At 39.4% G+C, this 12,947-nt stretch carries 17 protein-coding genes; 15 read left to right on the forward strand and 2 right to left on the reverse strand.

Annotated features, from left to right (window positions below; all coding sequences use genetic code 11):
* Nucleotides 1-43: 43 nt before the first annotated feature.
* The 3 genes from ACMGGO_RS06470 to ACMGGO_RS06480 are packed head-to-tail and all read left to right on the forward strand — an operon-like array spanning nt 44 to nt 1,663.
* Nucleotides 44-703 carry a YrrS family protein gene (locus ACMGGO_RS06470; protein WP_048392147.1) on the forward strand — a complete coding sequence of 220 codons (660 nt, stop codon included), beginning with the start codon at nt 44-46 and terminating at the stop codon, nt 701-703.
* 60 nt (nt 704-763) lie between these two features.
* Entirely contained in the window at nt 764-1,456 is a 693-nt protein-coding gene (gene mtnN / locus ACMGGO_RS06475) for a 5'-methylthioadenosine/S-adenosylhomocysteine nucleosidase (RefSeq protein WP_016994157.1), read from the forward strand.
* 51 nt (nt 1,457-1,507) lie between these two features.
* Complete coding sequence (locus ACMGGO_RS06480) at nt 1,508-1,663, forward strand: hypothetical protein (protein ID WP_026023469.1); 156 nt, start codon at nt 1,508-1,510, stop codon at nt 1,661-1,663.
* 123 nt (nt 1,664-1,786) lie between these two features.
* Here the strand turns inward: ACMGGO_RS06480 and sigK are convergent, their stop codons facing one another.
* Complete coding sequence (gene sigK, locus ACMGGO_RS06485; protein ID WP_004226867.1) at nt 1,787-2,494, reverse strand: RNA polymerase sporulation sigma factor SigK; 708 nt, start codon at nt 2,492-2,494, stop codon at nt 1,787-1,789.
* A gap of 86 nt (nt 2,495-2,580) precedes the next feature.
* A complete protein-coding gene (gene pssA / locus ACMGGO_RS06490; RefSeq protein WP_048392670.1) occupies nt 2,581-3,081 on the reverse strand; it encodes a CDP-diacylglycerol--serine O-phosphatidyltransferase in 501 nt (166 codons plus the stop codon).
* A gap of 136 nt (nt 3,082-3,217) precedes the next feature.
* Here pssA and ACMGGO_RS06495 point away from each other — a divergent pair, with 136 nt between their 5' ends.
* The 12 genes from ACMGGO_RS06495 to ACMGGO_RS06550 all read left to right on the forward strand — a co-directional run bounded on the left by ACMGGO_RS06495 (nt 3,218) and on the right by ACMGGO_RS06550 (nt 12,921).
* Nucleotides 3,218-4,000: a phosphatidylserine decarboxylase gene (locus ACMGGO_RS06495; protein ID WP_048392148.1), complete on the forward strand. Its 783-nt coding sequence runs from the start codon at nt 3,218-3,220 to the stop codon at nt 3,998-4,000.
* A gap of 36 nt (nt 4,001-4,036) precedes the next feature.
* Complete coding sequence (locus tag ACMGGO_RS06500; protein ID WP_016994153.1) at nt 4,037-4,558, forward strand: YqeG family HAD IIIA-type phosphatase; 522 nt, start codon at nt 4,037-4,039, stop codon at nt 4,556-4,558.
* Complete coding sequence (yqeH, locus tag ACMGGO_RS06505; RefSeq protein ID WP_420281677.1) at nt 4,555-5,658, forward strand: ribosome biogenesis GTPase YqeH; 1,104 nt, start codon at nt 4,555-4,557, stop codon at nt 5,656-5,658. The genes ACMGGO_RS06500 and yqeH overlap by 4 nt, the downstream gene beginning before the upstream one ends.
* Before the next feature lie 32 nt (nt 5,659-5,690).
* Nucleotides 5,691-6,521 (forward strand): shikimate dehydrogenase, encoded by an 831-nt coding sequence (gene aroE, locus ACMGGO_RS06510; protein ID WP_420281678.1) that lies wholly within the window; start codon nt 5,691-5,693, stop codon nt 6,519-6,521.
* Between the two features lie 5 nt (nt 6,522-6,526).
* Nucleotides 6,527-6,829, forward strand: a complete 303-nt coding sequence (gene yhbY / locus ACMGGO_RS06515; RefSeq protein WP_048392151.1) for a ribosome assembly RNA-binding protein YhbY — start codon at nt 6,527-6,529, stop codon at nt 6,827-6,829.
* Between the two features lie 9 nt (nt 6,830-6,838).
* Entirely contained in the window at nt 6,839-7,429 is a 591-nt protein-coding gene (locus tag ACMGGO_RS06520) for a nicotinate-nucleotide adenylyltransferase (protein ID WP_115674132.1), read from the forward strand.
* Nucleotides 7,398-7,970, forward strand: a complete 573-nt coding sequence (gene yqeK / locus ACMGGO_RS06525) for a bis(5'-nucleosyl)-tetraphosphatase (symmetrical) YqeK (RefSeq protein ID WP_048392153.1) — start codon at nt 7,398-7,400, stop codon at nt 7,968-7,970. Before ACMGGO_RS06520 ends, yqeK begins: the two co-directional genes overlap by 32 nt.
* Entirely contained in the window at nt 7,967-8,311 is a 345-nt protein-coding gene (rsfS, locus tag ACMGGO_RS06530; RefSeq protein WP_004226890.1) for a ribosome silencing factor, read from the forward strand. Before yqeK ends, rsfS begins: the two co-directional genes overlap by 4 nt.
* Nucleotides 8,312-9,049, forward strand: a complete 738-nt coding sequence (locus tag ACMGGO_RS06535; protein WP_115674130.1) for a class I SAM-dependent DNA methyltransferase — start codon at nt 8,312-8,314, stop codon at nt 9,047-9,049.
* A 279-nt stretch (nt 9,050-9,328) separates the two neighbouring features.
* Nucleotides 9,329-9,955 carry a helix-hairpin-helix domain-containing protein gene (locus tag ACMGGO_RS06540; protein WP_288583661.1) on the forward strand — a complete coding sequence of 209 codons (627 nt, stop codon included), beginning with the start codon at nt 9,329-9,331 and terminating at the stop codon, nt 9,953-9,955.
* A gap of 105 nt (nt 9,956-10,060) precedes the next feature.
* On the forward strand, nt 10,061-10,630 hold the full coding sequence (locus ACMGGO_RS06545; RefSeq protein ID WP_004226897.1) for a ComE operon protein 2: 570 nt from the start codon (nt 10,061-10,063) through the stop codon (nt 10,628-10,630).
* A gap of 14 nt (nt 10,631-10,644) precedes the next feature.
* Complete coding sequence (locus ACMGGO_RS06550; RefSeq protein ID WP_374805209.1) at nt 10,645-12,921, forward strand: DNA internalization-related competence protein ComEC/Rec2; 2,277 nt, start codon at nt 10,645-10,647, stop codon at nt 12,919-12,921.
* Nucleotides 12,922-12,947 lie beyond the last annotated feature (26 nt).

Consider the following 12,947-nt stretch of genomic DNA (forward strand, 5'->3'; position numbering starts at 1 on the left):
CTGTCGAACTTGATAGAATATTGCCTAGAGAGGGGGAGACATTATGAGTGAACGACAAACTCGAAGTGGTCGTCATTTGCAGCCATCTCGTAATAAAAAGCTAGATAAACTATTGAATGTTCTAATTGGTGTTGTGGTTGTACTCATTATTATCACAGCAACCTATGTGTTTAAATGGCAAGATGATGCAGATCAAGCAGTGAAAGAGGAACCCGTTCAAGAAGAACAGAGCGGTGATGATGAAAAAGAAGTAGAAAAAGAACCGACGGATGAAGAAAAAGAAGATCTTGCTGTAGAAGAAGATAAACCTTCAGAAGAAGAATCAGAACCTGAGACATCCCAGGAAGAACAAGGCACAGCAGAAGAATCAGCATCAGATAATCCTATTGTTGAGAAGGTCATCACGAATAAAAATTGGCAACCAACACCTACAACTCAAACAGGTCAGCATGTGTCTTCATATGACGACACGTCTGTAGACTGGGCTGAGAAAGTAGCAACAGTATCTACTGTGACAGGTATTGACCAAAGCAATATGATCATCTGGCGTATGCAAAATAATGGTGGTCCTAATTCATCCATTGCAACTGTTTCGACCAATGATAAATCTCAAATGTATCGTGTAAGCATGGAATGGGTTGATAATGAAGGGTGGAAGCCTGTGAAGCTAGAGCAACTAAATACATTAGAAGGCGCCTATTGACGAAAATCACTCTTTTGATTATTTTTAATAGAGTTGATAAAAGAAGGGAAGTAACAGTACATGAAAATTGCAGTAATTGGCGCAATGGAAGAGGAAGTGGAGCTTCTAAGAGCAGCATTAGACGATGCACACAGCACAACGATTGCAGGTAGTGAGTATACAACAGGAACTTTTGAAGGCAAGGAAGTCGTATTATTAAAAAGCGGTATTGGTAAAGTAAATGCTGCTATGTCTACGACAATTCTTTTACATGAGTTTAAACCAGATGTTGTCATTAATACAGGCTCTGCAGGTGGATATGATGAAGCTCTTGAGGTAGGCGCTGTCGTTATTTCTGATGAAGTTCGTCACCACGATGTGGATGTCACAATCTTTGGCTATGAAATTGGACAAATGGCCGGTATGCCAGCAGCATATAAATCAGATGAGAAATTGATGAAGGTAGCTGAGGAGGCTGTAAAGGCAGTTGGAGAGCACCAGTATGGCGTTGGTTTAATTTGCTCTGGGGATGCTTTTATGAATGATCCTGAACGTGTAGAGGCTGTTCGTCGCCATTTCCCTCAAATGAAAGCTGTAGAGATGGAAGCGGCTGCAGTTGCACAAGTTTGTTATCAATTTGCTACACCTTTTGTAGTCATTCGTGCATTATCAGATATTGCAGGTAAAGAATCGAATATTAGCTTTGATGAATTTTTACCAGTTGCTGCAAAACATTCGACACAAGTCGTATTAAAAGCAATTTCCTCACTATAAACTACACAGAATGGTCAAAATGTGTGGTTTATTCTGTGAGAAAAATCACAGTTGATACAAAAAACAAATGCTACACTGACATTAATAAATCTCTTCATAATAGAATGGGAGGCATTCATGATGTTATTTTTAACAGCAGGTGTAGTGATTATTACAACTTTAATAGGTACGTTGATTTCAGCAGAACTCTCTGAATCAGCACACTAGTATGACGGGAAAGCTCCTTTGCGACATAGTCATGTCGCAGGGGAGCTTTTTATATGCCATGAAATAGGCATATTCTTCCGTCATTGAAGGATTGAATTTTTTTCATAACCATTTTACAATATATTATTCAATAGTTTTTTGGTCTCGTTTATATAGTTGATAGAGTTTAATAAGTGCCCGTTTTTCAATGCGAGATACATAGCTACGTGAAATATTTAAGCGTGCTGCAATTTCCTTTTGCGTAAGTGCATCCTGTTGATTTAAGCCATAACGGAGTGTCACAATTTCGAGCTCACGTTCATCGAGCATATGCAAATAGTGGTATAGTTGTGCTACATGCTCTTTATGCTCTAGCTTCTCTGTGGCACTTTCTTCATCACACTGAAGTAAATCGCGAATTTGCAGTGCGTTCCCATCTTTATCAGTTCCAATCGGCTCAAATAGCGAAACGTCTTTTTGCACTTTCTTTTGGGTGCGTAGATGCATTAAAATCTCATTTTCAATGCAACGAGCTGCATATGTGGCAAGTCTAGTTTTTTTATCAGGGGTATAGCTCTCAACGGCTTTCATTAGTCCAATTGTTCCAATAGAAATATAATCATCGAGTTGCTCATGTTTTGGATGGAATTTTTTAACGACATGTGCGACAAGCCTCATATTACGTTCTATTAGATCAAGACGCGCCTGCTCATCGCCACCTAAAAATCGTTCAATACAAGCAGCTTCCTCTTCTTTTGAAAAGGGTTTATGGAATGTTTGCCCCTTTAAATAGCCAAGCAACGCAGGGATTTCAAGCCATAACTGCAACATCGATGTAAAAATTCCGCTCATTGAATGATTTCATCCTTTCCCCATTTTTCGACAGTATATGTTTAAAAGCCGTGGGAAATGAAAAAAGTGCAACAGCAAATGTGCTGTTACACTTTTTTTAACGTAAATGTACTAATCATGAGTAAAGCTAAAATGGGGAAAAGGAAAAGATAAAATGCCGGATGGAACGTATAAGCTGCGAAATACGTTAAAGTTAAGAACGTACCTGCGGCTGTAATTGGTAAACCTGTGAAATAACCGTTCGCTTCGCTAATATTGAAGCGAGCTAAACGCATCGCGCCACAGACGATAAATAATACGGCCATCATCATGCCGACAAAACCAAAATCAACTAGAACAACTTCATACATTAATAATGCAGGCGCCACACCAAATGATATAATATCACTCATAGAATCTAATTGTTTACCTAATTCTGACACTTGTCCGAGCGCTCTCGCTACCTTACCATCGTAGCGATCAAGAAGAGCTGCTATAAAGATAAACAAGACACTATAGCTATAGTATTCATGTAGAGTGGCCATAATAGCCGCGCCTCCAAAGGACATATTACTAATTGTTATGAAGTTAGCTGCGTGCGATTTCATTTTCTTAACCGTGGTATCCACCAACTTGTGATAAAAAAACAAGGGGGATCACTCCTTTGCACTTAAGATATTGTACCATTATACTTCGAATGCGAAAAAATTGACAGTCTAAATTAATGGATAGGGGTTTTACTGTATGAAAGAAAAACTATATCAACGCTTGATAGAACTAACGAATGGTAAGCAATCTTCCCATCTTTTGCAGACAATAGCAAAAGCGAAGTGGAGTAAACGTATAATACCAAGCTACATGAAGTTATACGATATTAACCTTGAAGAAGTTTCAAAAAAACAACAACAATTTTCATGTTTACATGATTTTTTTACAAGAGAACTTATTGAAGAAGCTCGACCTATTGAAAAAAATCCAACTGTCTATGCCAGCCCAGTGGACGCAAAAGTGGAATCCTTTGGACGTATTGAATGGGATATGACATTTCTTGTGAAGGGTAAGCCTTATGCATTACAAGATTTACTCGGCAATACAGAACGAGCTGCACAATATGCAGACGGACATTTTATTGTTTTTTATTTAAGTCCTGCTGATTACCATCGTATCCATAGCCCGATAGATGGAGAAGTCTTACGACAATATACACTTGGTCAGAAATCTTATCCTGTGAATCAGTTAGGTCTTACATACGGTAAAAAACCAATTTCTCATAATTATCGTTTAGTGACTGAGCTGAAAGCAGCAAATAATCAGCATGTTGCATTTATCAAAGTAGGTGCAACCTTTGTGAATTCCATTGTACTTACCAATACAACAACGAAATGGCAGAAAGGGCAGGAAGTTGGTTATTTCTCATTTGGTTCCACTGTTGTTATGCTGTTTGAAAAGGATACAATTAAATTTACGGATAATGTTGTAAAAGGAAGCCCAATTCGAATGGGTGAAGCCTTTGCAAATATGCTATAATGGTCGAATAATACGTTAAGATTAGGGGTCGCTATTTTGTATAATTTTTTATTACCGAACGAATTTGTGACGAATATTTTTGAAATTACGCCGGAAAAGTTACAAGAATTAGGGATTAGAGGAATCATTACGGATTTAGATAATACGCTTGTTGAATGGGATCGTCCAGATGCAACAGAAGAGCTAATCATTTGGTTACGCATTATGAAAGAATCAGGTATTCGTGTTATTATTGCGTCAAATAACAAGGAAGCTCGTGTAAAGCATTTTGCTGAGCCGTTAGGTATCCCTTATATTCACAAGGCGAAAAAGCCACTTCGTAATGCTTTTTATAATGCACTGATTCAACTAGGCTTACGTCCAAATGAAGTAGTAATGGTAGGAGATCAACTCCTTACGGATGTAATGGGCGCAAATCGCTTAGGCTTACACACAGTGCTCGTGAAGCCTGTTGCACAATCAGATGGGCTTGTAACAAAATTGAATCGTTTCATTGAACGTCGCGTATTTAATGATTTGAAACGAAAAGGAATTATAACTTGGGAGGAACAAGAATGATTGAAATGCCAAATTGTATTGGCTGTGGTACAACAATTCAAACAGAAGATAAAACAGCAGTTGGGTATGCACCCCCATCATCATTAGAAAAGGATGTGGTCATTTGCCAGCGTTGCTTCCGTTTGAAAAATTACAATGAAATTCAACCAGTATCGTTAACAGATGACGATTTTTTACGTATTTTAAATGGTCTTGGCACACAGCAAGGCTTAATCGTAAAAATTGTTGATATATTTGATTTTAATGGAAGTTGGCTACCAGGGCTTCATCGTTTTGTAGGGAAGAATCCTGTCCTATTGATTGCCAACAAAGCTGATTTATTACCAAATTCTGTGAAGCCAAAAAAAGTTATCAACTGGCTGAAACGTGAAGCAAAGGCTCTTGGACTACAGCCTGTCGATGTCCTATTAGTCAGTGCCCATAAAGGCAAAGGGATGGCAGAAGCAATGGAAGCCATCGATGAATATCGTAAAGGACAAAATGTATATGTTGTTGGCTGTACAAATGTTGGGAAATCTACGTTCATTAACCGAATTATTAAGCAGGCAACAGGTGAGGGTGAAGTGATTACAACCTCACATTTCCCAGGTACTACTTTAGACATGATTGATATTCCATTGGATGATGGTAGTGCATTATATGATACGCCAGGTATTATTAATCATCATCAAATGGCTCATCATATTGATGCCAGTGAATTAAAATATATTATGCCGAAAAAAGAAATTAAGCCGAAAGTGTATCAACAAAATGCTGGGCAAACTCTATTTATTGGTGCATTAGCAAGATTTGATTTTATTCAGGGTGATCGTTCTGCCTTTACCATCCATGTGGCAAATGATTTACCAATTCATCGTACAAAGCTTGAGAAGGCAGATGCGTTATATGAAGAGCATAAAGGAGAATTATTGGCACCCCCAACTGCGGACTTTATTGACCAGTTACCGCCATTGGTTCGTCACGAATTTTCCATCAAAGAAGCGAAAACAGATGTAGTATTTTCTGGGCTTGGCTGGATTACCGTTCAACATGCGAATGTAGTAGTAGCAGCTTACGCACCAAAAGGTGTACAAGTTTCAATTCGTCCTTCGCTGATCTAAATGGAGGACATAGTAGAGAGAGGGACTAGGAAATGAAGAAATGGTTTGCAGTTATGGGTGATCCAATTGAACATTCAAAATCACCTGCCATGCACAATGCTTGGTTTGAGGACATGTCAATTGATGCGACATATATTCCTTTACATGTAACGCCTGATCAATTAGAATCTGCTGTTGCTGGTTTGAAGACATTAGGGGCAAGTGGCTGGAACGTGACCATTCCTCATAAAACAGCAATCATTCCGTATCTAGACGAGCTAGATGAGCTGGCACAAAAAATGGGCGCAGTGAATACAGTCGTACGAACAACAGAAGGAAAGCTGAAAGGCTATAATACAGATGGTATTGGATTTGTTCGATCACTGGAAGAAGCCGTTGGGTTTTCTCATAAAGACAAGCCTGTATTACTTGTTGGTGCTGGAGGTGCTGCTCGAGGCATTGCCTTTGCTATGCAGCAACAAGGCTATCGTCATGTAACCATCGCCAATCGTACGGTGACGAATGCACAAATGATTATTGATGAAATGGGTATGGGACGTGCCATTTCATTACAACAAGCGGAAGAAACGCTAGCTGATTTCAGCATTATTGTGCAAATGACATCAGCTGGCCTTTCCACGGGCAATTTTTCAATGCCATTTTCATTAGATCGGCTGATGAAAGAAGCAATTGTTGCGGATATTGTGTATAATCCATTAATGACGCCTTTTTTACAAGCGGCTGAAGAAAAAGGAGCAACGATTGTCACTGGCTTAGGAATGTTTGTCCATCAAGGAGCCATCGCTTTTGAACACTGGTTAGGAAACTATCCAAATACAAATTCAATGATTGCGCAACTGAAGGCGCAATTAGGAGGAAACTAATTTTTATGTTAACAGGTAAACAGAAACGTTTTTTACGTGCAGAAGCACACCATTTAACACCTATTTTCCAAGTGGGAAAAGGTGGCGTTAATGATGAAATGACAAAGCAAATTCGCGAGGCATTAGAAGTACGTGAATTGATTAAAGTACGTATTTTAGATAACTGTGAAGAGGATAAACATGAAGTCGCAGAAGCATTAGCCACAGGCGCTCATGCGGAGCTTGTCCAATTAATCGGTCTGACAGTTGTTTTATATAAAGAGTCACGCAATCATAAAAAGATTGTATTACCAAAAGTAACGAAATAAGGTGAGACGATGAAAAGGGTCGGTTTACTTGGAGGTACATTTAACCCACCACATATGGGTCATCTTTTAATGGCAAATGAAGTATTTCATGCGCTAGAACTTGATGAAATCCGCTTTATGCCTAATGCCATCCCACCACATAAGCATGCACGTTTTGATGCTAGTAATGTTGAACGACTTGAAATGGTAAAACGTGCGATTCGTCCATTTCCTTATTTTTCAGTAGAGTCGTATGAGCTTGAGAAGGGTGGCGTATCCTATTCCTATGAGACACTTTCTACATTGTGTAGAAGAGAGCCCAATGTGAAATTTTACTTTATCATCGGTGGCGATATGATTGATTCGCTACATACATGGCATTGTATAGATGATTTAGTGAAACTTGTTCAGTTTGTCGGAGTAAAGCGTCCAGGGACAGCCGCGGCAACAGAGTACCCTATACGTATGGTGGAAATACCTCAAATCGATTTATCGTCCACACTGATTCGTGAACGCCTGGCTACAGGAGGAACGGTCACATTTCTACTACCAGAAGCTGTAGAGACGTTCATACGAGAGGAAGGTCTTTATGGAACGCGAACAGTATTTAGCGGCGATTAAGCCAAGAATGCCTGAAAAACGTTATATTCATACAGTCGGAGTGATGGAAACGGCCATCAACCTAGCTCATAAATATGGCGAGGACGTAAAAAAAGCTGAAACAGCAGCTATCCTCCATGATATTGCTAAATATGCTGATATTGAGTGGATGGAAAATATCGTTCGTGATGAAAAATTAGATGAAAGACTAATTGGATGGGGTAGTGAATTACTACATGGTCCAGTAGGTGCATATATAGCACAAAGTGAGTTTGGTATCACAGACGAAGAGCTGTTGAATGCTATTCGTTTCCATACAACTGGGCGGGCTAATATGAGCCGTTTAGAAAAAATTATTTTTGTCGCAGATATGATTGAACCGAACCGTCGATTTGATGGAGTTGATCGTCTGCGCAAAAAAGCACAAAAAAATTTGGATAAGGCGATGAGTGCATGTGTACGCCATACTTTGGCATTTTTAATTGACACAAAGCAGCCGATTTATCCTTTATCTATAGAATGTTATAACGATATGATGAACAGAGAGGATAGTGAAGGATGACTTCAACTTTATTACAAGCAGCGTACAAAGCAATTGACGACAAACATGGTGAGGATATTGTCGTTTTAAATATGCAAGGAATTTCCCTTTTAGCAGATTATTTTATTATTGCTCATGGTAACTCAGATCGCCAAGTGCAAGCCATTGCACGCGAATTACAGGATGTAGCTGAACAACAAGGCTATGAAATTCGCCGTGTCGAAGGATTTGATGGAGCTCGTTGGGTACTAGTTGACCTAGGCGATGTTGTGGCACATGTATTCCATAAGGATGAGCGTGCTTATTATAATTTAGAGCGTCTTTGGGGCGATGCACCGCAACTAGACATGCCAGAGGCCTAAGTGAGTTACGAACGCTTTGCTCATGTCTATGATGAGCTGCAAACGGATATTCCTTACAATCTTTATGTAGATTGGGTTGTACAGCATGCACCAAGCAGCCAGTACCCAAAACTGTTGGATATTGGTTGTGGCACTGGTGTACTTAGCTTGTTATTTGCAAAGTCTGGTTATCAAGTCAGTGGAATCGATTTATCAGAAGAGATGCTGTCCATTGCCGCAGAACGCTTTGCTGGTGCAGGCTACCATGCACCATTATACTGTATGTCTATGGTCGAACTAGATGGCTTTGAGGAAATCGATGTAGTCACAATCACAATTGATTCCTTGAATTATGTGGTAGAGGAGCACTCTGTTTATACGACATTAGAACGTATCTATGCAGCGTTGCGTGATGGAGGTCAGCTGTTTTTTGATGTTCACTCGTTATTTAAAATGAATGAGATTTTTTTAGATGGTCCGTTCACATATGATGATGGTGACATTAGTTATATATGGCATACGGAGCCTGCCGACTTTGAACATTCGGTTATTCATCAAATGACCTTTTATGTACGAGATGACGCAAGTGAATTATATGAACGCTTTGATGAGGAGCACGTGCAACGTACTTACACTATCGAGCAGTATATGGCTTGGTTGCATGCCATCGGTTTTAGTCATGTGGAAATTACAGCAGACTTTACAGATGAGGCACCTGACGAGGAAAGTGAACGCATTTTTATTCGTGCGCTGAAATAAAGAAAAGGGAGCTACACTGTGTAATACGCAGTGTGGCTTTTTTGATGGATAGAAAAGCTAAAGTAGTGGATAGAAAGATTAAAGTAGCGGATAGAACATTTAAACAGGCGGATAAAGAGGCTAAATTGTCGGATAAAACTGGATATAACTAAGAAGATAGCTCTCTTCAACAGGTAAATTGAAACTTCTGACGTTTTTTTATCATTTTCAACCACCCATCCATAGTGTAAGATATATATAACTCCATATGATGACCTTTCGCAAGGAAAGGATGGTACTGTGCTACAATCTTTATGGCAAAAGTACAAAAAAAGTATGTTATTCCCCAGCATACTAGTCGTCAGTGGACTTTGTTACTTCTATTTTTCGAGTTCTGACTCTTCACCTCCCCAAGAAGAGCTCATCGAAACAATCCAACCTATTGAAGAAAAAAATTTGAGTGAATCTGCTGAGGAAGCGGTTATGCAGCAGGTATTTGTGGAAATAAAGGGTGCTGTAATGTATCCAGGCGTTTATGAACTTGAGCAAGACCAACGTATAAAAGATGTTGTACAGCTTGCTGGTGGCTATACAGAGAATGCTGACACACAATTTATCAATCATGCCCAAAAGGTACAGGATGAAATGGTAATCTATATTCCTATCATGGGCGAACAGCTAGAGGAAGGATCCTCTTCTCTGTTAACGTTACCTACTGAGACTAATAAGGAGCAAAAGATTAATATCAATAAAGCTGATGTAGCAACGTTAGCAACATTGCCAGGAATCGGTCCTTCTAAAGCACAAAGTATCCTTACGTATCGAGAGGAAAATGGGCAGTTTCAAACCATAGATGACTTAAAAAATGTTAGTGGTATTGGTGATAAAACATTTGAAAAGCTAAAGGATGCTATTACTGTAAAGTAATGCTTTTACAGGATGGTATATTGACGCCCCTTTTCTAAAAGGGCTACACTATAGTAGAAAAGCAAGAGAAAGTTAATTAGTTAGACAATTTTTGGAGGTAGTCATATGGAGCGAATTACTTGGGATCAATTTTTTATGGCACAAAGCCATTTACTCGCATTACGTAGTACATGTACAAGACTAGCTGTAGGAGCAACTGTTGTACGGGACAAACGCATCATTGCAGGTGGTTATAACGGTTCCATTACAGGGGACGAGCATTGTATCGAAAAAGGGTGCTATGTGGTTGATAATCATTGCGTCCGTACCGTGCATGCTGAAATGAATGCCTTACTGCAATGTGCTAAATATGGAACACCGACAAAAGGTGCTGATTTGTATGTAACACATTTTCCATGTTTACCATGTACAAAATCTATCATTCAAGCTGGCATAGAACGTGTGTATTACGCAACGGATTATAAAAATAATCCATATGCACAGGAGTTATTTGCAAAAGCTGGAGTGGAAGTAGTTCATGTACCCTTTGATGAACGTAAAATTGATTTTTTACGAGATGACAAACTAGCTTTGTATACAGAAATGCTGCACGAGCTTCGCGAGAGTGGGGTATCTGCTGAAAAATTGCTCCCATATGAACAGAAGGTGAGTGCATTATTTGGCATCAAGCTTTAAAGCATAGATGGATTATGGTAGCTCTTGCTGTATTGATAGCTGCTATTGCAGTATACAAATCAGCATGGCTACTCATTTTTTTACTGCTACTAGTCCTGTGGCTCACCATAAAAGGTGAGTCACGTTTTCTTGCAATTTTTGTGCTAACTAGTGGTCTACTAACTTATTTTTTCCTTTCTATCAATCATCTGACGGAACCTTCCCCTTTACCGTCAACCTTCCCTATAACTTGGTCAAGTGACTATAAAATAAACGGGCAAAAACTCCGTGGGTTTGCTACAACAACAAATGGCCAAAAACTTTACGTAGTTTATACTTTTTCCTCGGAACAAGAGAAAAATTTTTATGAAAATACCTCATTAACTGGAATGACGTATTCTGCAAAAGGTGAACTCGTGACTCCCTCTCCATCTGCACATGCTTATGCCTTTTCCATGTCAAACTATTTAACGAGCAAAGGAGCAACAGGCGTTGTTGAAATCACGAATTGGCATTATGTAGGAAAACGAACCTCCATCTTCACTATTCTTGCCGAAGTAAGACACAAAATGAAAAAGCATATAGAGAGGACTTTTCCAAAATCACTTGTAGCAGAGGCTCAAGCACTTTTAATAGGGGTGCAAGATCAGATGGAGGATGAACTGCAGCGTGCCTATCAAAAGCTTGGTATTACCCATTTATTTGCGATTTCTGGGCTACATGTCGCGCTGATGTCTTGGCTCTTTTTTGAAGGATTACTTAGAATAAGAGTTCGCAAGGAAATGGCTACTATCGTGCTATTGATCCTCTTACCGGTTTATGGAGTTATTGCAGGGGGAGCACCTTCCGTATGGCGTGCTGTTTCTGTAGTAGAATTGATGATGTTACTGCGCTTTTTTAAGTGGGTTCTTTCGATCGATGATGCATTAGCTATTAGCTTTATAGGCTTTGTTTTGCTTGAGCCAGGTGTTATTTTCCAAATTGGTTTCCAGCTATCCTATTTAGCAACCGCTAGTCTTCTTTATTCTGGTATTATTTTTAAGCAGACAAGAACTTGGCTAGGTCGTTCTTTTTTTATCACATTCGTGTGCCAACTGCTCGTTTACCCACTATTACTCCATCATTTTTATGAATTATCTTTATCCTCGTTTTTTGTCAATATTGTTTTTGTTCCACTGTTTTCCTTTATTATATTACCCTTTAACATGATTGCCTTTGTGCTATCTTATCTTTCTTTACCACTTGCTAATGTCCTATTTGCTGGCTATGAACCGCTGCGTAATTGGCTGACCGAAGTAATCTTTTATATGCAAGAGCTTCCTTGGCAATTATGGTCACCAGGCAAACCATCTATTTGGCTGAGCTGCGTGGCGATGTTAAGTGTTTTAGTGAGCTTCTATTATTTGGAAATAAAAAGATTCAGGAAAGCTATTTTGATCCTTGTCATCCCTGTTATTTGGATTCATTTGGCACCCATGTTGTATAACGAAACAAAGATTACCTTCTTAAATGTAGGGCAAGGAGATAGTATTGTCATTGAATTGCCTTTTAGACGAGCTGTCTATGTTATAGATACAGGTGGAGTATTGCGCTTTGAGCAGGAATCGTGGAAGAAAGCAGATAGTCCATATGAGGTAGGGAAGCAAGTTGTCGTCCCATTTTTAAAAGGCAAGGGAATACGAACTATCGATATTTTTATTGCTTCGCATGCAGACGCAGATCATATTGAAGGAGCAGAGGAAGTCTTACAAGAGATTAACATGAAGGAAATACACGTTACACCTGGTTCATTGAATGAGCCTTTAATGGATGATTTATTGCGAGAAGCAAATAAGCGACATATTCCTATTAAAGAAAAAATGAAGGGGACTTCGTGGCATGTAGGGGATACAGATTTTTATTACTTATGGCCTGATGACGCCTTGTATGAGGGAAATGATGATTCTCTTGTCCTGTACATGCAGCAAAAGGCGTTTACAGCGTTATTTACAGGGGATTTGGAGCAATATGGCGAACAACAGCTGATCAAGCGTTATGGACCTTTATTGGCCAATCTCACATTGCTGAAGGCAGGGCATCATGGGAGTAAGACATCAAGCACAGAAGCTTTTGTCGAGCTGCTACAGCCCCAATTAACGGTTTTTAGTGCAGGTCTCCATAATCGTTATGGTCATCCACATGAAGAAGTAGTACAACGTTTTGTCAGTAGAGATTTAGTGACATGGACAACAGGGGTGAATGGATCAATCGAAATACGTATTCGTGATAATCGCTGGTCCGTTAGCGTAAATGAAAAGGGCCTTGTCCAATGACCAAGGCCCTTCTCCTGCATAAGTCC

Origin of the sequence: Lysinibacillus sp. BNK-21 (assembly GCF_048684915.1) — a bacterium.
Classification (GTDB): Bacteria; Bacillota; Bacilli; order Bacillales_A; family Planococcaceae; genus Lysinibacillus; species Lysinibacillus capsici.

Bases quoted from the DNA above. Each gene is read 5' to 3' on its own strand.
- ACMGGO_RS06470 (WP_048392147.1), top strand. From the start codon at position 44: ATGAGTGAACGACAAACTCGAAGTGGTCGTCATTTGCAGCCATCTCGT.
- mtnN (WP_016994157.1), top strand. From the start codon at position 764: ATGAAAATTGCAGTAATTGGCGCAATGGAAGAGGAAGTGGAGCTTCTA.
- sigK (WP_004226867.1), bottom strand. From the start codon at position 2,494: ATGAGCGGAATTTTTACATCGATGTTGCAGTTATGGCTTGAAATCCCT.
- pssA (WP_048392670.1), bottom strand. From the start codon at position 3,081: ATGAAATCGCACGCAGCTAACTTCATAACAATTAGTAATATGTCCTTT.
- ACMGGO_RS06495 (WP_048392148.1), top strand. From the start codon at position 3,218: ATGAAAGAAAAACTATATCAACGCTTGATAGAACTAACGAATGGTAAG.
- yqeH (WP_420281677.1), top strand. From the start codon at position 4,555: ATGATTGAAATGCCAAATTGTATTGGCTGTGGTACAACAATTCAAACA.
- aroE (WP_420281678.1), top strand. From the start codon at position 5,691: ATGAAGAAATGGTTTGCAGTTATGGGTGATCCAATTGAACATTCAAAA.
- yhbY (WP_048392151.1), top strand. From the start codon at position 6,527: ATGTTAACAGGTAAACAGAAACGTTTTTTACGTGCAGAAGCACACCAT.
- ACMGGO_RS06520 (WP_115674132.1), top strand. From the start codon at position 6,839: ATGAAAAGGGTCGGTTTACTTGGAGGTACATTTAACCCACCACATATG.
- yqeK (WP_048392153.1), top strand. From the start codon at position 7,398: ATGGAACGCGAACAGTATTTAGCGGCGATTAAGCCAAGAATGCCTGAA.
- rsfS (WP_004226890.1), top strand. From the start codon at position 7,967: ATGACTTCAACTTTATTACAAGCAGCGTACAAAGCAATTGACGACAAA.
- ACMGGO_RS06545 (WP_004226897.1), top strand. From the start codon at position 10,061: ATGGAGCGAATTACTTGGGATCAATTTTTTATGGCACAAAGCCATTTA.
- ACMGGO_RS06550 (WP_374805209.1), top strand. From the start codon at position 10,645: ATGGTAGCTCTTGCTGTATTGATAGCTGCTATTGCAGTATACAAATCA.